The 17,386-nt window shown below is 62.9% G+C and carries 14 protein-coding genes and 1 pseudogene; 8 read left to right on the forward strand and 7 right to left on the reverse strand.

What is annotated here, in order from left to right; genetic code table 11:
• Positions 1-29 precede the first annotated feature (29 nt).
• The 5 genes from ACSBQT_RS06855 to ACSBQT_RS06875 form a co-directional block, all read right to left on the reverse strand.
• Complete coding sequence (locus ACSBQT_RS06855) at positions 30-2,102, reverse strand: acyltransferase family protein (RefSeq protein WP_435001220.1); 2,073 nt, start codon at positions 2,100-2,102, stop codon at positions 30-32.
• 211 nt (positions 2,103-2,313) lie between these two features.
• Positions 2,314-3,237 (reverse strand): glycosyltransferase family 2 protein, encoded by a 924-nt coding sequence (locus ACSBQT_RS06860; protein ID WP_410708576.1) that lies wholly within the window; start codon positions 3,235-3,237, stop codon positions 2,314-2,316.
• Positions 3,234-4,064, reverse strand: coding sequence for a CDP-alcohol phosphatidyltransferase family protein (locus ACSBQT_RS06865; RefSeq protein WP_410708577.1), 831 nt, complete (start codon positions 4,062-4,064; stop codon positions 3,234-3,236). Before ACSBQT_RS06865 ends, ACSBQT_RS06860 begins: the two co-directional genes overlap by 4 nt.
• 65 nt (positions 4,065-4,129) lie before the next feature.
• Positions 4,130-4,519 carry a glycerol-3-phosphate cytidylyltransferase gene (gene tagD / locus ACSBQT_RS06870; RefSeq protein ID WP_172170610.1) on the reverse strand — a complete coding sequence of 130 codons (390 nt, stop codon included), beginning with the start codon at positions 4,517-4,519 and terminating at the stop codon, positions 4,130-4,132.
• 102 nt (positions 4,520-4,621) lie between these two features.
• A complete protein-coding gene (locus ACSBQT_RS06875) occupies positions 4,622-5,890 on the reverse strand; it encodes a CDP-glycerol glycerophosphotransferase family protein (protein WP_410708578.1) in 1,269 nt (422 codons plus the stop codon).
• A gap of 419 nt (positions 5,891-6,309) precedes the next feature.
• Between ACSBQT_RS06875 and ACSBQT_RS06880 the strand changes: the two genes are divergently transcribed.
• Entirely contained in the window at positions 6,310-7,155 is an 846-nt protein-coding gene (locus ACSBQT_RS06880) for a magnesium and cobalt transport protein CorA (RefSeq protein ID WP_435001221.1), read from the forward strand.
• A gap of 42 nt (positions 7,156-7,197) precedes the next feature.
• Here the strand turns inward: ACSBQT_RS06880 and ACSBQT_RS06885 are convergent, their stop codons facing one another.
• Positions 7,198-8,100 carry a CPBP family intramembrane glutamic endopeptidase gene (locus tag ACSBQT_RS06885; RefSeq protein ID WP_410708580.1) on the reverse strand — a complete coding sequence of 301 codons (903 nt, stop codon included), beginning with the start codon at positions 8,098-8,100 and terminating at the stop codon, positions 7,198-7,200.
• A gap of 194 nt (positions 8,101-8,294) precedes the next feature.
• Here ACSBQT_RS06885 and ACSBQT_RS06890 point away from each other — a divergent pair, with 194 nt between their 5' ends.
• From ACSBQT_RS06890 to ACSBQT_RS06900, 3 genes are all read left to right on the forward strand, one after another.
• Positions 8,295-9,170 (forward strand): glycerophosphodiester phosphodiesterase, encoded by an 876-nt coding sequence (locus tag ACSBQT_RS06890; RefSeq protein ID WP_435001222.1) that lies wholly within the window; start codon positions 8,295-8,297, stop codon positions 9,168-9,170.
• Positions 9,171-9,261: 91 nt separating this feature from the next.
• Positions 9,262-10,020, forward strand: coding sequence for a pyrimidine reductase family protein (locus tag ACSBQT_RS06895; protein ID WP_435001225.1), 759 nt, complete (start codon positions 9,262-9,264; stop codon positions 10,018-10,020).
• Positions 10,017-10,526, forward strand: coding sequence for a flavin reductase family protein (locus ACSBQT_RS06900; protein WP_039206929.1), 510 nt, complete (start codon positions 10,017-10,019; stop codon positions 10,524-10,526). The genes ACSBQT_RS06895 and ACSBQT_RS06900 overlap by 4 nt, the downstream gene beginning before the upstream one ends.
• Positions 10,527-10,765: 239 nt before the next feature.
• On the opposite strand, the gene ACSBQT_RS06905 is transcribed toward ACSBQT_RS06900, so the two are convergent.
• Positions 10,766-13,324 (reverse strand): ATP-dependent DNA ligase, encoded by a 2,559-nt coding sequence (locus ACSBQT_RS06905; RefSeq protein WP_435001227.1) that lies wholly within the window; start codon positions 13,322-13,324, stop codon positions 10,766-10,768.
• A gap of 182 nt (positions 13,325-13,506) precedes the next feature.
• On the opposite strand from ACSBQT_RS06905, the gene ACSBQT_RS06910 reads away from it, so the two are divergent.
• From ACSBQT_RS06910 to ACSBQT_RS06925, 4 genes and pseudogenes are all read left to right on the forward strand, one after another.
• Positions 13,507-14,019, forward strand: a complete 513-nt coding sequence (locus ACSBQT_RS06910; protein ID WP_435001228.1) for a (2Fe-2S)-binding protein — start codon at positions 13,507-13,509, stop codon at positions 14,017-14,019.
• Entirely contained in the window at positions 14,016-15,050 is a 1,035-nt protein-coding gene (locus tag ACSBQT_RS06915) for an FAD binding domain-containing protein (RefSeq protein ID WP_435001229.1), read from the forward strand. The genes ACSBQT_RS06910 and ACSBQT_RS06915 overlap by 4 nt, the downstream gene beginning before the upstream one ends.
• Positions 15,043-17,115 carry a molybdopterin cofactor-binding domain-containing protein gene (locus tag ACSBQT_RS06920; protein ID WP_435001230.1) on the forward strand — a complete coding sequence of 691 codons (2,073 nt, stop codon included), beginning with the start codon at positions 15,043-15,045 and terminating at the stop codon, positions 17,113-17,115. Before ACSBQT_RS06915 ends, ACSBQT_RS06920 begins: the two co-directional genes overlap by 8 nt.
• A pseudogene (locus ACSBQT_RS06925) lies at positions 17,112-17,330 on the forward strand (NTP transferase domain-containing protein); the annotation flags it as partial. The gene ACSBQT_RS06920 and the pseudogene ACSBQT_RS06925, both read left to right, overlap by 4 nt.
• Positions 17,331-17,386: the final 56 nt, after the last annotated feature.

Raw genomic sequence — 17,386 nt, forward strand, 5'->3', positions numbered from 1 at the left:
GAACCGGTGACCTGGGATCCCTTCGGTTCTCAGTCAAAGGTGTCCAAGCCTGATCGGCTGAGCCTCGAACTGAGCTGCGGCGCGAGAGTCTGCGCATAGGTCGCGGTGATATGGGCGGTATCGAAGTAGGTGATGACTCCGCCGATGACTGGCTCGCAGCGTCCTTCAGGGCAGAACCAGTCCTGGGGGTAGATGACCGACAGCTTCTTCGAATCAATGGTCCTCGCGGAGGCCGCGAGCGGGTCCATCCAATGCCAAGATTCTGGTGTTCCGGAGCACTGCTCGAGGTCGTCTTCATGCTTGGCAACGCAATCCGGAACAGTGATATCCGCTCCGCCCGGGTAAGGGGTGTCTCGAATGACCACAACATCCAAATCAGCATCGACCCAGCGCTGCAGGATCTCACGATGTCCTTCGGGCGCCTGCTTCTCGGTCTCTTCCCAGTCCATACCTTCCAGCGGCGTAGACTGGCGTTCCGAAGTGATGACTGCGTCGAAGCCGCCTTCGGTAGTTCTCTTCGAGACCCAATCGGCGTAGTCCTGACACCCCCTGGTTTCCTCCGGCGTCGAAAGGTCCTGAGGCAGGGTGGAAATGCTGCAGTTCGAGGCGAGGAAAGTGGTGATCGTCAGATCATGCTCATCCGCCAAGCGCTCGAGTGTCGGCAGCCAATGACCGGCGTGCGAATTTCCGACCAGCGCGACATGTTTCGACCCGTCTCCATAGGTGCACTCCGGTTTGCTCGCATATGGTGCACTGGCCCAGCAACCATCGGCATAGGCTTTGGACTTGTCTTTCTTGGCCGCAGCGGGCTCCATCTGCAGTGAGTCCTTGTCTTCGCAGTTGGGGTTGTCCTTGGCACTGGGGAGGAGAATTCCGGCGCCGAGGCAGGACTCGGGATCGTCCAACTGGGCCTGCAATTTGTCTTCGTTCTGCTCGACGATGGTGTTGGCGATGACCATCTGGCTGAGTCCCAGTGCGGCGACGAGCGCCATCGCCAAGGCTGCGAACGTGAAGGTCTTCTTCGAACTGCTGAAGAACGACGACTTGCGGAATCGGTTCTCGACCCAGGTTGTCGAAGCCCAGGCGGCGATGATCGAGACCAAGATGATGGCGATATTGTCCAGGACGCCGAGGCTCTCGGAAATTCCGAACTTGACCGAGGCATAAGGCACGAGGACGATCAGCGGCCAGTGCCAGAGGTAGACGGAGTACGAGATATCGCCGAGGAAACGCACCGGCCGCAATGACAGGAGCGGAAGCACAGATGCCGGGCCCCGAGAGTCGGCGAGGATGACAAGTGCTGTCGACACCACGGGCACCAACGCGATGTAGCCGGGGAACGGCATGTCTGCGCGGATGAGAAAGGTGGCAGCCACAATTCCGGCGAGACCGATCCACCCGAGCACTGAACTGAATGGTATCTTCTCGGGTCGAACATAGAGCACAAAGACGGCGACGAGCCCGCCGGTGGCCAGCTCCCACATCCGGGTCGGAGTGATGAAGTAGGCCATTGCAGGTTCGTTGGCCGTGTACCAGACAGAAAAGACGAACGAGGCTAGGAAGATCCCGAGGACGGTGAATCCGACGAACTTTTTGGACCGGCCGAGCTTCGTCCCCAAGAGGAACGCCAAGCCGATGATCATCGGCCAGAGGAAGTAGAACTGCTCTTCGACCGACAGCGACCAGAAGTGCTGGACCGGTGACGGAGCATTGTCGGCAGCCAGATAGTCGACGCTGGAGATGGCGAAGTCCCAGTTGACGACGTAGAGACCTGCCGAAAGGATCTGCCGACCGGTATCGGCCCAGACCGACTGCGGAGCGACGAGGAAGGTAGCGATGCCGACGAGGAAAAGCACGAGCAGCGATGCCGGCAGCAGTCGCCGGACACGCCGCGCCCAGAACTTTGCCACATCTCCCCAACTTCGTGGAGGGGACTTGATGAGGTGACTGGTGATCAGGAAGCCGGAGATGACGAAGAAGACGTCGACTCCGACGAATCCGCCGACGAAGCGATCGGGCCACAGGTGATAGAGCAGAACGATCCCCACGGCCAGGGCTCGCAGCCCTTGGATATCGGAGCGAAAGCCTGGGGGTTTCGGCACGCTCGAACTCTGTGGGGAGTTTTCAGCGACGGGGGCTGTCGACTGCATCAATCGGCTCCACTCAGTTTCTCAGTCGGTTGGTTCGGACCCGACTGCGGTCCATTTCATTACTCGTTTCTGTTGTACGCGGAAGACAGCATGCTCTCCGGAGACTCCTCCAGTTTGATTGCTGCTGTATCGACGCGCACCGTTCCGCCATAGCGGCGTGAGGTCACACGATCGGCGGCCGCCCGTGCCTGGACATTCGAAGTACGCCTCTTCCTGACAGCTTTTGGCGGTCCTCGTCCTGACCCCACGGGTCGTGACGCCATCCGGCTCGCCATCCTTCCATCCATGCTTTGAGCTGGTGAGGCTTGTTGGCCCATTTGAGGAACTGCATCAATGTCCAGGAGCCCACATAGGCCCAGCTGAAGGGCCATGGCAGATTGCGCCGAGCCAGCCAAACCCGGTTTCTCGCGTTCATGTAGAAGTATTCATCGTGGCGCCTCGGGTCGATCACCGGATGAGCGACGGCGAGGTCACCCATGTACCAGACGATGTAGCCGGCGTCCCAGACCCTCCACGCGAGTTCGATCCCCTCGTGCGCGTACCAGAACGGTGCTGGCCATCCGCCGCACTCATCGAAGGCCCGACGCTGCATGCAGACTGCGCCTTCCCACACCGAGAACACATTCGATGAATGGTCGGCGCTTCCCTTCTTCAGTCTGGGGATCCACCGTTTCGGGGCATCCGGCCCACCGGGTTCCTCAACCCTCGGCTGGATCAGCCCGATTTGCGGTTTCGTGCGCATCAGCTGTGCCATGCGCATCAGCGACGTGTCATCAGGCAGCCATGCGTCGTCGTCGAGGAAGAACAGGAATTCGCCTTCGACGTGGGGAACTCCTGCATTTCGGCCCGCAGGGATTCCGAGGTTCTCCGGCAGTCCCAGCTTCTTGACTTGGTCCGGGATGCCGTCCGGCTCCCAACCGTTGCCCACGCAGACGATGTCGAGGTCGACGCCCTTCTGTGCCAGCAGCGACTCAAATCCACGATTGAGATCATCCAGTCGCTTCCCCTGGCTGAGAACGACAACGCCGAAGGTGTAGCGCCTGTTGTCTTCGAATCGTTGAGAGAGGATCCGCGACGACTTGCTCATGACAGCCTCCTCGATGCCATGATCGACATGAAATGCCCGATCACAGAGAGCAGACACAGCGGAGCCATGATGAGGACGAGCCAACGTTCGCCGAACAAGGGCTCAGCTCCTGCCGAAACCGCTATCACGGTGACAATGCTCGATACCAGCGCCATCAATGACATCTCTACCGAGTGGAAGATGCGGTGGAAAGGCACAAACCGAGCGATTCGTTTGAGAGTGGCCACGACTCCGGGATTGAGCGCTGTGGCTTCCTTCGAATCCGCGAGTTTATCGAGTCCGTTGAACGCACGGGAGACGTGAACCATGTCGTTGAGGGCTTTGTTGAGTAGCACCAATCCTGCAAGGACCGTTCCAGCGAGCAGAAGCGGGTAGGATCCGGCAGGGTCGTCGATGAGGTTGCTCCACTCCCCGACTGCTCGAACTCCGAGCGCGACGGCAACCAGACCTTCGGTCGTATAGTGGCCGACCTTATCGAGAAACACACCTTTGGCGCCGCTGGTGCCGCGCCACCGAGCGACCTCGCCGTCGCAGCAGTCGATGTACATCTGGACTTGCGAGAAGAAGACAGCAAGAATCGCTCCCCAGATTCCCGGAATTAGAAGGCTGAAGGCGATGCACCAACCGGACAAGATCATCAGGCCGGTGACGCCATTTGCGCTGATCCTGGTGCGCACGAGCAGCATCGTGAAATAGATCGAGATATGGCGGAGATAAAGCTGCGCCGACCAGTGCTCCGCGTTCTTGCGACTGCGGACCTCTATCGGCTGTGCTTTCGCCCGAAGCTCCGACAGTGTCGGATGTTTCGCCGAAGACTTTTCGGGCACGTCCGTTCCTCTCAGATCCATGGATGATGTCCAGCAACGATAGCGCGAAGTTCGCGCCGTTGCTGTCAGGACTTGCCCAGCTCGCTCTTGATCCGCGTTGTCGAGATCTCGGGCGTGCGTTCCAGATAGACGACTTCGCACTTGTCTTTGAGGAAGTCGAACTTCCCGGTCCAGTCGTCCCCCATGACGAAGGTGTCAATATGGTACTTATCGATATCGGTCGATTTCTGCTCCCAGTTATCCTCAGGCACAACGAGATCGACGTAGCGGATCGCTTCGAGCATGTGTTTGCGCTCTTCATAGGAGAAGTAAGACTTCTTGCCCTTGCCAGCATTGAATTCGTCACTCGACAGCGCAACTACCAGGTAGTCGCCCTGATCCTTACAACGTTGGAGCAGTCGAATATGCCCGTAATGGAGCAGGTCGAATGTCCCGTAAGTGATGACTCGTTTCATTGCTGAATCCGTCCAGAGGTCGAAGCTCACCTCGTGAGCCGCAGAATAGTTCCGCGTTAGTTTATCATTTTGTTACTTCAGGTTAAGAAAATGTCACACCGCTCACTGAGCGTGCTTCAGACGACGTTCTTCCGAGCGATCTCGGATCACGCGTTCGCTTGATTCGATGAAACGAGCGGTCTGCTCACCGTCTGCTGTGTCGCCCAGATAGAACTGCGCCAATTCTGCAACCGATCCACTGCGCGAGACTGCCTCGTCGATGAGATCGACAACACCCACGCGGCTCTTCGGGTCGACGGTGGGGCAGCGATCCAGGAGTCCACCATCGAGAACTTCTGCCTGGGGATCGTGCGGCTTGACCATGACCAGCGGCTTTCCGGAGGCAAGCCAGTCGAATGCCACCGATGTCATTTCCACGACCGCAAGATCCGCCTCATCTAACTGCCAGGACACGTCAGGCGATTCGTCGAGGAATCCTCGCGGATCGCATCGGACGATTTCGGCCACGTTTTCCACGGCCTTTTCGAACTCGCTGCGCATCACTCCCGTGCGGGGGTGAGGCCGGAAGATCACCCGGTAGCCGGCTTCCAGCAGCGAGGTGACGATGTCTTCGCCGTTGTAGGCGATAGTTCCGTACGCCATCGACGGGGAGTCTCCCTCCCACGTCGGCGCATAGAAGACCACTTTGCCATCTGAGTTCTTGGTCTTGAACTCTTCCCATTCGGACGGGACCGATCGAGGACTGTCCAACTGAGGCCGACCGACATCGAGCATCCGATCGGCGCGCATACCGTAGAGAGTCTGCTCGATCCGCTCTCTCGCGGCTTGGCCGGCGGTGAATATGTAGTCGTATCCCTTGAGCTGATTGGAGATCATCGAGATCTTCTCGCTCTCACCATGGCTCAGATGGACATGGGCAGGTTCCGGATAGCGCAGTGCCTGGAAGTTGCTTGTTCCCTGGTTGACGTAGAACACGGCTCGCAGGCTCGGTGACTGCATGAACTTGTCGAGTCCCTTAGTCAGTCGCGAGAACCGAACCGGAAAATCGGTAACTCCTTTGAGGTGTTTCGCGACCACGGCATTGCGGACGATGATACCGAAGGGCTGCTGGCTGTGTCCCAGTTCCTTGAGACGGGCCTCAAGCTGCTCGAATGGCCACAACCACTGTTCGAGCTGATAGACCGAGCTGAGATCACCGGCGAAATAAGCAGCTACAACGAACTCGTCGTCGTCCTGAGGGTGAAATTCGTCAGGCAGCCGTGATTCGCGAACACGCTCACGGAGTCTCAGCGCAGCGAGTTTCGCCACCGATTGTGCAAAGTTGGCACCACGAACTGCGGTGTGCGGCAGATCTGCCGGTAGGAAGGTCATGAAAACTATTGTGCATGCCTATCTGTGTTCGACCTGAACTTGACCTCCGTTCCAGGTGAGCCTCAGTCCCACTGCAGTCGACTAGCACAAAGGCAATCCGCTAGTTTTGGTTGGGATTCTGCGAAAGGGAGCACATGTCACCTGAAAGTCGCCAGCGGTTCGATCGGCCGTCATTGCGAAAACGAGCGACTCCCGGCTCCAAAGAGTCCGCACCTCGGGCTACGACACTTTTCAGCCGCAAGATCGTCAACAGCGAGCCTCAGGAGCTTCATACCGCGCATACGTTCCACGACGCCCTGACCCCGCGCACTGCCGATAGTCCTGAATCGAACTCGACAGGGTCAACCACTCAAGTAATCATTCCTTGGTCGACTCCCGAACTCCTCGCAGAACTGGCTTCAGCATGGGACCTGCATCCGGTGCTCGTCGACGATCTCTTCCACGCGAACCAGCGGGCCAAAGTCGAGCGCTACGGTGAGGTGCTCTTCGCCGTTCTGAAATCAGCCGTCTACATCGATGCGAAAGAGGAAGTCGAGTTCAACGAGTTCCACCTACTCATGAAGGACGATGTGCTCGTCATCATCTGTCAGGGAGATCGCTTCATCGACGGCACCCCGATTGCGACGGACACAAGTGGAATCCAGGAATACTTCACAAACGAGAAGCGCAGCTGGACGAAAGACCGTGAACTGCTCGCACTCGGTCCAGAGGCACTCATCTACCGTCTGCTCGACACTGCAGTCGACGGGTACTTCCCTGTGCTCGACGGGCTTCAGGACGACAAAGACGGGATCGAGAGACAGGTCTTCAGCGGGGACACTGCCGCTGCCGAGCGCATCTATCTCCTCAGCCAGGAAGTCATCGATGTCTTGCACAACTCCACTCACCTCAATCGGCTGACTCAAGCTCTAGGTAACGGAGCCGCCAAGTACGCAATTCCCGACGACCTACGTGCCTACCTCGATGACGTCTCAGACCACCTCACCAGAGTCCTTGCCGAAGCCGGAGAACTACGCGAATCTCTGTCGCAGATCCTCAATGTCAATTCCACTCTGGTCGCTCAACGTCAGAACGAGGATATGAAGAAGATCTCCGGGTGGGCGGCTATCCTCTTTGCTCCAACTCTGGTCGGCGCGATCTACGGAATGAACTTCGACGATATGCCCGAACTCCATTGGGCCTTCGGCTATCCGATGGCATTGGGGCTCATGCTTGGGCTGGGCGTCGTTCTCTACGTCGTCTTCAGAGTCAAGAAGTGGATGTAGGCGGCGAATCGCTCGCCGACGAAAATGGCCTTCGGAATCTGACTATCCGACCGGCTGTGCCGGCCGGTCGAAGAACAGTCGACGTTCCTTGACGAGGATGATCGCCGAGAGGACGAGCATCAGGCCGGTCTGAATGATCTTCGAGTCAGGATCGGTCATGAAGATCTCCGCGGACATATTCGCAGAGGCGTGGAAGACCACCGGAACCAAGATGCTGCGACCGCACCGAAAGTACAGCCAGTTCATCACGAGGACGAACGCCACCATCGAGACCGGGAAGTTCAGGGTCTGCAGCACTCCTGATTCGACGACCTCGTTCTGGTAGTAGCCGTCGATAAATGACAACGGCACATGCCACAGCGCCCAGATGAGAGTGAAGAGCATCGACGCCGAGAACACCCGCATCTTCCTCACCAAGGTGTCGGTGCCGTAGCTGTGCCAAGCAAGCTCTTCGATGACAGCGGCCCCGATCAGAGTCACCCACACCGGCATCAGCCCCGTTGAGAACGTGAACCCGCCCCGAAGCTTGAACTGGCCGGGGTCGTAGCCGAAGAACAGTGACAGCCCCTGCGCAGCCATGAGAGTGACGGGAACGAGGAACACCGCGGCGACAAAGAACGGCCACCGCGCAGAACTCGGCCACTTCAACCTGTTGACGATGTCGGCTCGCAGCTCCGGGCGGTGCCGGACGAAAGCGACGACCACGGCAAGTGGGGCGAACAGTCCCGCCAATGACAGCACCAAGGTCGCGACGAGCACGGCCTGATTCTGCTCAGGCAGATGACTGAGATAGGCAGCCGCGAACCAGAACACCCATGGCAGCACGGTTGCCCACACATAGAACGGAACCGGGCGATCGTACTTGTGCAGAACCGCTTCGTCCTGGCGGCCCCGTGCGATGTCGGGGTCCATCGGAGCTCGGCCGAGGGCGGGGTCGGTGACCATAGCGCACAGAATAGAGTCCGGTCCGGGCCGAAACCAGGGATGCACGTTCCTCAGCTCAATGCCCGCCAAGCAGGGGTACGGCAGGGGCGGCCGCCTCGGCGCAGGTCGTCATTTCCCACCCGTTCGTCCATTCTGCCGGTGACGTTCACGGCGGCTTCGCCACACGATCACCTGCGCTTCGTAGCGTTGCGGACGTGAATACACAGAAAGAGACATCCACACGCACCCGTCCGTTCACGATTCTCGCCACTGCTGTTCTCGCGGCTTCGGCCACCTTCGGTGCCGGTCTCGCGCCCGCGGCCGCCACCGGGCTCGGATCCGCCGGTGAAGCACCGGGACTCGGCTCCCCCAGCGGCTTCACCGCCCCGGACAAGGTCGCCGACATCGAATTCCCGACCACGATCTCCCACCGAGGCGGCGCCGACGTCTATCCGGAAGAATCCATGGAAGGATTCACCGCCTCGGCGAAGGACGGTTTCCTCCCAGAGATGGACATCCAGTTCCTCGAAGACGGCACCCCGGTCCTCATCCACGACGACACCGCCGACCGCACACTCAACGGCGCGACCGGACCCATCCGGGACCTCAGTCGGGAGGAATGGGACGCAGCCACGATCAAGCACCCGGCCGGCGGAGAAGAAGCCGCCACCGTCACCCTCGACGAGCTCCTCGACGAAATGGGTGGTGACGTCGTCCTCGTGCCCGAGATCAAGCCCGGGGCCACCCCCGAGGAGGTCGACCGCGTCCTCGACGAATTCGACGAACGCGGACTGAAGGACTCCCTCGTCGTCCAGTCCTTCGACTTCGAAGCTGCGAAGACGATCGCCGACCGCGGCTACACCTCGCTCTACCTCATGGGGTCGACCATGCCGAAGGAATCACCGGCAGAGATCAAGGACGCCGGCATCGAATGGGTGGGACCGAGCAAGAAGCTGCCGACGAACAAGATGCGCGAACTCGACAAGGCCGGCTTCCACGTCGCCCCGTACACACTGGCGACCGCGAAGGACGGTCACCGTCTGCCCGGGTTCATCGACGGTTATTTCACCGACGACGCTTGGACGGACTGACTTTCTCGCGTCAGTGAACAGTCAGCGGGGTCCGGGTGATGGTCGGAAAGTCGTCGCCGCGAGTGCCTGCGAGGTTCAGTAGACTGCACAGATGGAGCCACTCGAACGCGGTGCCCCGATCCCGGATCCGCTGACACCCTATCTCGAGGTCGACCGCACCCAGTCGCGGCACGAATGCTGGGTGACCGGTCATATGGTCGCCGGTCTCGACGGAACCGCTGCCATTCACGGACGCGTCGGTGCTCTGTCGACAGAACCCGATCAGGACCTGTTCCGACGGATGCGACAGATCGCCGATGTCGTCATGGTCGGCGCGCAGACAGTGCGCAGCGAAGGCTACGCGCCGATGCGGCTGAGCGAGTCCGCCCGAGTGCAGCGTCGAACACGGGGACAGTCCGAGATGCCACCAGTGGCGGTCGTCAGTCGCAGCCTCGATCTCGACTGGTCGTCACAGGTTTTCACCGCAGCACCCGAGCACGCGCGCACCATCGTCATCACGTGCGCAAAGGCCGATCCGGAGCGGCTGGCGGCCGCCGAACAGGCGGCCACGGTCATCATCGCCGGCGAGGAGCGGGTCGAACCGGCCGCCGCTCTGCAGGCCCTTGCCGGTCTCGGCTACCAGGTCGTCCTGTGCGAAGGCGGACCCCGGTGGCTCGGGGAGCTCGTCGCCGCAGACCGCCTCGACGAGCTGTGCCTGTCGATCTCACCGATGATGGGCGGCGATGCGCTGCCCGTCAGCGTCGCGCCGCCGGGATCCGGCATCGCGCAGTTCTCGCTGAAGTCGACGTTGGTCGCCGATGACACTCTCTTCCTCCGATACGAAGCGAAGCCGGCGGAGGGACGATCATGAGCACCTCCGGGCTCGACGACCTCATGGGTTCGGTCGATTCTCCTCTCATCGTCGTCACCACCTCGGCGGAGGGCGAACGTGCCGGATGCTTAGTCGGATTCCATTCCCAGGCGAGCATCGATCCGGAGCACTACTGCTTCTGGCTGTCGAAGGCCAACCACACTTACCGGGTGGCGCTGCGTTCCGAGCGCTTCGCGGTGCACTTCCTCACCGACGTCGACCGCGAGTCGGCACGGCACTTCGGATCACTTTCCGGAATGGAGACGGACAAGTTCGCCGGTCTTGACTTCACCGTCACCGAGGATGGGGTGCCGCTGCTCGCGGACCTGCCCAACCGTCTCATCGTCGAACGCATCGCGATGCTCGACGACGGGAGCGATCATGTCTGCCTCACTGCACGTGTGCTTGCGACTGAGACGACGGGCGGCTTCGCATCGCTGCGCCCTTCGCAACTGGGAGACCTCACCCCCGGACACAGCGCCGAGGAACGGGCGATCCGCCCGTAAGCCGACCGCGTGCCGATCTGCTGTCAGCGATGACGGAGCAGATGGTCAGACACACCTCTGCTGTTGAGCCTATGACGACAACGGCAGAGTTCATTCGGAGTCGATGGCATGCCCGAAGTGCGTAACCCGCATCGCAATGCCATCGACCGGGTGGTCGTGGCCTTCCTCGTGGCTCTGCTCCTCGGTATGGGCGTGACGAAAGGTCTTTGAGGATCGGAGCAGAATCAGCGTCGACTGGTTCAGACTCGCACGTCCTCGGCGTCGATGTCGGAGCGCAGGCCGCGCCAGACCGGGTGCCGCAGGCGTCCGGCCTCGGTCAGGCCAGAGAACCGGACCTCCCCGACGAGGTCGGGTCGCACCCAGTGGGCATCTCGAGACTCGTCGGCCGGCACGGTGAGCGCCGGCGTCTTCCGCGACCGGCGATCGAGGCTGGAGCGCAGACTCCGCAGGGCCGCCTCGTCGAACCCGGTGCCCACGCGACCGAGGTAGTGGAGCCCTTCGTCGTCATGGCCGGCGACCAATAGCGAGGCGAAGCTGGATGAGCGTTCTCCTTCTCCGGTCCGCCAGCCGACGATGATGACATCGCGGGTCGAGGCGTGCTTGAGCTTGGTCCAGGTGCGGGTGCGCTTTCCGGGCAGATAGATGCTGTCGGTCCGCTTCGCCAGCACTCCTTCGAGTCGAAGCTTCCGGCTGGACTCGAAGGCGGCGTCGACGCTTCCTTCGAAGGCCTCGGGCACATGGATGTGCTCGCTCTCGGTCACGAGTTCGAACAGACGTGCGCGGCGTTCCGTATAGGGGGTGCGCAGCAACGACGATCCGTCCGCGTGGAGGACGTCGAAGAGCATGAGGTAGACAGGGGTGCGTCGCTGTTCCCGTTCGATATCGCTGTCACGGCTCAGCCCCATTCTGCGCTGGAGGCGTCCGAAGTCCGGTCGGCTGCCCTGCCCGAGGGCGACGATCTCACCATCGAGGATGCAGTCGACATCGATACACTCGACCAGTTCGTGAAGCTCCGGGTACGTGTTCGTCATGTCATGGCCGTTGCGACTGGTCAGCTCGATGCTGCCGGTGCGCTCCCCGTCACCGGGCGCCACCCTCGCCAGCGCACGGATGCCGTCCCATTTCATCTCGAACGCCCAGTCCTCGGCCTCCCGCCGGAGGGAGCCGATGTCCCCGATGCTCGCGAGCATCGGGGACAGATCCGCCGGCAGAGCCTCTTTCTTCGCAGCTCGCTTCTTGGAGGTACGCCCGGTCGGCGTGCCCTTCTTCGATGAGTCGTCCGCTGCCGCCGACTGCTTCTTCGGCTCGTCCTCCATGAGGTGGATCATCCAGTTCTTCTCGGGCTCCCTGTTCGGTCCGTGGTCCCCGGTGTTGAACAGGGCGAACCGCCGCACTCCCCCGAGACCGCCGTCCTCGCGCCCGTGGAGGACCGCGATGATCTCCTTGCCTTCTTGCCACTTCTCGACCTCGATGGTGCCTGCGTCCCAGATCTCGACGTCGCCGGCCCCGTACTCCCCTTTCAGGATCGTGCCTTCGAAGCTGCCGTATTCGAGGGGATGGTCCTCGGTCTGTACCGCCAGGTGGTTCTTCCCGGGGTCGGTCGGCGGCCCCTTCGGCAGGGCCCAGGAGACCAGCACACCGTCGTGTTCGAGTCGGAAGTCCCAGTGGAGGCTCCTCGCATGGTGTTCCTGGATGACGAAGGTCAGTTCGTCCCCGCTCGTTCCCTGTTTCGCTGGCACGGGTTCGCTCGTGCGCTTCGGATCCCGTTTGGACCGGTAGACCTCAAGTCGATCGCGCTCGGCTTTCGCGGCATCGTCCGACTTCGGGTCGGTTTGGGACTCCGAATCGGCCCCGGACTCCGGGGCCGAAGCGGTTCCTCCGGCCGCCTCGGCGAGGGGCTCGAGGAGGTCCCCGACCTCATCGACCCGGTCGAGAACCTCCTCGAAGCGCACCTGCTCGACGGCGGCCGGGTCGTCGAATTCGTCCCACCTGCGCGGTGCGGCAACCAAGGGGGTGAAGCGTCCGCGCAGAGAATACGGAGCCACCGTGGTCTTCGACGCCGAGTTCTGCGACCAGTCGATGAGGACCTTGTTCTCCCGCAGCGTCTTCTTCATCGCAGAGACGATGAGCTTTTTGTGGTCGGCCTCCAGGCTGCGGGCGAGCTCATGGGCGACATCGGAGACCTGCTGCGAGCTCACCGACCCGTCCAGCGATGCATAGAGGTGGACGCCTTTCGATCCGCTGGTCACCGGGTAGACCTCCAGGTCCATGCCCTCGAGCAGTTCGCGCACGAGCTGGGCCACCTCGATGCAGTCGGCGAGGCCGCGTCCGGGGCCCGGGTCCAGGTCGAAGACCATGCGGTCGGGGCAGCGGGTATCCGCATCGATCGTGCCGGGATCCTTCGCTCCGGCGCTCACCCTCCACTGGGGCACATGGATCTCGAGCGCGGCCATCTGCGTGAGATAGGTCAGGGTCGCGAGATCGTTGACCAGGGGATAGCGTTTGCTGCCTGTGGAGTGCCGGATCGCCCGTGTTCGGATCCACGACGGTGCGGATTCCGGGAGGTTCTTCTCGAAGAACACGTCCCCGGGGTCATCGGCAGTGCCGACGCCGTCGACCCAGCGTTTGCGGGTGGCGATCCGGTCCCGGGCATGGCGGATGAGGTGCGGGGCGATCCTGGCGCAGTAGTCGAGGATCTCCCCCTTCGTCGTGCCGGTCTCCGGGTAGAGGACCTTGTCCAGATTGCTCAATGTCAGTCGATGACCCTCCACCGTGACCTTCTGCTCGTGACCTGCCACTGAGCACCTCCTCGCGTGCACCGTTCGTGCTGGATAGTCCTTTCACCGTACTTCGCGCCGATCATGTGCAACAGGGGGTGCGGGGCGGCCCGAACACCCTCGGCTCCGGTGACCCCTCTTGTCGGGGTGTCCGAACGGGGTTAGGTTTGACGGACGTCGACAACGCTGTCTGGAGGGCCCTCATGGGACACTCGCTGCACCTCACCGTCGACGGCCAGGAGCACACCCTGGTCGTGGATTCCCGAACCTCCCTTCTCGATGCCCTGCGGGACCGGCTGGGGGTGATGTCCACGAAGAAGGGCTGCGACCACGGCCAATGCGGGGCCTGCACCGTCCTCGTCGACGGTCGGCGGCTCAACTCCTGCCTGGCGCTCGCGCTCACCCACGACGGTGCCGAGGTCATGACCGCCGACGGTCTGGCCCCCGAGGGTGAACTCTCTACCCTGCATCGGGCATTTCTCGCCCACGACGCGTTCCAGTGCGGGTACTGCACACCGGGCCAAGTCTGTTCGGCCGCAGGCATGCTGGCCGAAGCCGCCGACAACGCACCGAGCGTGGTCACCGAAGACCTCGAGGGACCGGTGGAGCTGTCCGAGGAGGAGATCCGCGAGCGAATGAGCGGCAACCTCTGCCGCTGCGGAGCCTATGTCAACATCGTCGCGGCCGTGCGCCGAGCCGCAGAGGAGTCACGATGAATCCCTTCGACTACGAACGCGCCGCCGATGCCGCCGGAGCCGTCACGACTGTCACCGATCGTCCCGATGCGGTGTTCCTGGCCGGAGGTACGAACCTCGTCGATCATCTCAAACTGGGCGTCGCAGAACCAGGTCTCGTCGTCGACATCAATCGTCTCGAGCTCACGGAGGTCGAGGCACTCGACGACGGGGGCCTGCGGATCGGTGCGATGGTGCGCAACAGCGACGCCGCCGCCGACCCGCGCATCCGACGCGACTACCCGATGCTCGCACGTGCCCTGCTCTCCGGTGCCTCCGGTCAGCTGCGCAACGCGGCCACGATGGGCGGGAATCTGCTGCAGCGCACCCGATGCGTGTACTTCCAGGACACCTCGACCCCCTGCAACAAACGCGAGCCCGGTGCCGGCTGCTCGGCCATCGGCGGCTACACCCGCTACCACGCGATCCTCGGTGCCTCGGCGGACTGCGTGGCCACGCATCCCTCCGATATGGCCGTCGCTCTGGCCGCACTCGATGCCACAGTCGTCGTCCTCGGTGCGACCGGTGAGCGCCGGATCCCGGTCACCGAGCTTCACCGGCTGCCCGGGGATCGCCCTGAGCAGGACACAGTCCTCGAGCATGGCGAACTCATCACGGCACTCGAGCTCCCTCCCCCGCGGCCCGGCGCCTCGACGTACCGGAAGATCCGCGACCGCGCCTCCTACGCCTTCGCTCTCGTCTCCGTCGCGGCCCGAGTCAACGTCGACACCGCAGGGCGAGCGCCGGTCATCCGTGAAGCCGCGATCGCCCTCGGCGGCGTCGCCCACAAACCCTGGCGTGCCCGCGCCGCCGAGGCGGTGCTGCGGGGGGCGGAACCGACTGCCGAGACGTTCCTGGCAGCAGCCGACGCCGAGCTCGAGGCTGCGGAACCCCTCGACGGCAACCGTTTCAAGGTCCAGATGACTCGCGGAGCGATCACCACCGTGCTCGCCGAGCTCACCGGAGCGTCGGAAGCCCTGCCGGAGACGACCACGGAGGACACTCATGAGTGACCTGCTCACGACCACGTCCGTCGGCACGCACCAGGTGCGCCTCGACGGACCCGACAAGGTGCGTGGACGCGCCCCCTACGCCTACGAACACCCCCTGACCGATCCTCTCTACCTCTACCCCCTGCAGGCGGGGATCGCCCGCGGACGCACAGCGCACATCGATGTCTCCGCGGCGGAAGCAGCCGAGGGGGTGGTGTACGTGCTCACCGCCGACAACGCACCCGAGTTGGCGAGCACCGATGACGGCGAACTCGCGATCCTGCGCTCTGCTGAGATCGGATTCCGCGGCCAGTACCTCGGCGCTGTCATCGCGACCACCCCCGAGCGGGCCCGCCACGCGGCAGGCCTCGTCGAGATCACCTATGTGCAGGACGATCACGACGTCGAGCTGCGCGAGGATCACCCTGCTTCCCGGGAACCGGAGTCGGGCAGCGGGGATGTGCGCACAGGCGATGTCGACACAGCCCTCGCTGAGGCGGCCGTATCCATCGATGAACGCTACAGCACCCCCATGGAGCACAACAATCCCATGGAACCGCATACCACCGTCGCCCTCTGGGACGGAGACGAACTGACCCTGTGGACCTCGACACAGGGTGTGCACCCCGCACGCGCGACATTGGCGCCGATCCTCGGGGTGGAGCAGGAGAAGATCCGCATCATCTCCCCGCACGTCGGCGGCGGCTTCGGCTCCAAGGGCCTCCCCCACGCGGATATGATGCTCACTGCCCTCGCGGCACAGGCGGTGCCGGGTCGACCCGTGAAATATGCCGTTACCCGGCAGCAGATGTTCTCGATCACCGGCTATCGAGCTCCGACCCTGCAGCACATCCGTCTGGGCGCGAGAGCCGACGGCACGCTCACGGCCTTCGCTTATGATGCGATCTCAATGTCCTCGCAGACCAAGGAGTTCCCCGAGGAGTCGACGAAGCCGGGCCGCATGATGTACGCAGGCGACAACCGCCGCCTCACCCAGCGAGTGGTTCCCCTCGACGTGCCGGTGCCCTCCTGGATGCGTGCTCCCGGCGAGGCTCCAGGCATGGTCGGACTCGAAATCGCCATGGACGAACTCGCAGTGGCCGCCGGCCTCGACCCCATCGAGCTGCGGGTGCGCAATGACCCGACCACCGACCCGGACACCGGGCTGCCATTCAACCAGCGCCGCCTCGTCGATTGTCTGCGAGAAGGAGCAGACCGTTTCGGTTGGGAGAAGCGGAATCCGCAGCCGCGCACCCGTCAGGAGAACGGCTGGTTCATCGGCATGGGCGTGGCCTCTGCGACCTACCCGGCCGGTCGGCAGCCGGGCTCCGTCGCGCGGATCCGCCGCACTCCCGAAGGCTACGAGGTCTCGATCGGTGCCGCCGATCTGGGCACCGGGACGTGGACCGTCCTGTCTCAGACTGCCGCGGACGCTCTCGGAGTTCCCATCGGGCAAGTAGATCTGCGAATCGGCGACACCGCGCTGCCGAACGCGACCGTGGCCGGCGGATCCACGGGTTTGGCGAGTTGGAGCACGGCGATCGTCTCCGCAGCCCAGGAGCTCCGTTCCGAGCACGGAGCCGATCCTGCCATCGGCGCCGAGGCCCAGGGTGAGGCCGAGGCCAATCCCGCGGCGGAGAAGTTCGCCCTGCACTCTTTCGGCGCCCATTTCGCCGAGGTCCGCATCCAGCCGACCACCGGTGAGATCCGACTCGACCGCATGTTCGGCATGTTCTCCGCCGGTCAGATCGTCAACCCGAGCACCGCACGCTCACAGCTCATCGGCGGCATGACCATGGGCGTCGGGATGGCTCTGCATGAGAAGGGCGAGCTCGACCCGCGCTTCGGTCACGTAGTCAACCACGACCTCGCGGAGTATCACGTTCCCGTCAACGCAGACATCACCGACATCGAGGCAGATTGGCTCGACGAGAAGGACCCGCAGGCCGGTCCCCTCGGCGCGCGCGGCGTCGGTGAGATCGGCATCGTCGGTGCCGCAGCCGCGATCGCGAACGCCGCCTTCAACGCCACCGGAGTCCGAGTCCGCGATCTGCCGATCTTCGGCGACGCGTTCCTGCCGACGTGAGCGGCGAGACCGGGTCGACTCCTCCCAAACGACCCGTCCCCGGTCCCCCGAGAGGACTCATCCTCGCCGCCGGAGCCGGACGACGCCTCGGCCGGGGGCCGAAGGCACTGCTGACGCGGGAGGACGGGCTCACCCTGGTGGAGTCGATGGTCCTCGCCCTGCTCGACGGTGGCTGCCGGGACGTCACAGTCGTCACCGGAGCCTGCAGCGAGCAGGTCGCGAGCCTGCTGGGCGGGTGTGACCGCGTGTCCGTCGCGTTCAACCCTGACTG

The organism is Brevibacterium sp. H602 (assembly GCF_051172395.1).
Lineage (GTDB): Bacteria > Actinomycetota > Actinomycetes > Actinomycetales > Brevibacteriaceae > Brevibacterium.

Coding starts and splice junctions, on each gene's coding strand:
- ACSBQT_RS06860 (WP_410708576.1), bottom strand. CDS start 3,237: ATGAGCAAGTCGTCGCGGATCCTCTCTCAACGATTCGAAGACAACAGG.
- tagD (WP_172170610.1), bottom strand. CDS start 4,519: ATGAAACGAGTCATCACTTACGGGACATTCGACCTGCTCCATTACGGG.
- ACSBQT_RS06875 (WP_410708578.1), bottom strand. CDS start 5,890: ATGACCTTCCTACCGGCAGATCTGCCGCACACCGCAGTTCGTGGTGCC.
- ACSBQT_RS06885 (WP_410708580.1), bottom strand. CDS start 8,100: ATGGTCACCGACCCCGCCCTCGGCCGAGCTCCGATGGACCCCGACATC.
- ACSBQT_RS06895 (WP_435001225.1), top strand. CDS start 9,262: ATGGAGCCACTCGAACGCGGTGCCCCGATCCCGGATCCGCTGACACCC.
- ACSBQT_RS06900 (WP_039206929.1), top strand. CDS start 10,017: ATGAGCACCTCCGGGCTCGACGACCTCATGGGTTCGGTCGATTCTCCT.
- ACSBQT_RS06910 (WP_435001228.1), top strand. CDS start 13,507: ATGGGACACTCGCTGCACCTCACCGTCGACGGCCAGGAGCACACCCTG.
- ACSBQT_RS06915 (WP_435001229.1), top strand. CDS start 14,016: ATGAATCCCTTCGACTACGAACGCGCCGCCGATGCCGCCGGAGCCGTC.
- ACSBQT_RS06920 (WP_435001230.1), top strand. CDS start 15,043: ATGAGTGACCTGCTCACGACCACGTCCGTCGGCACGCACCAGGTGCGC.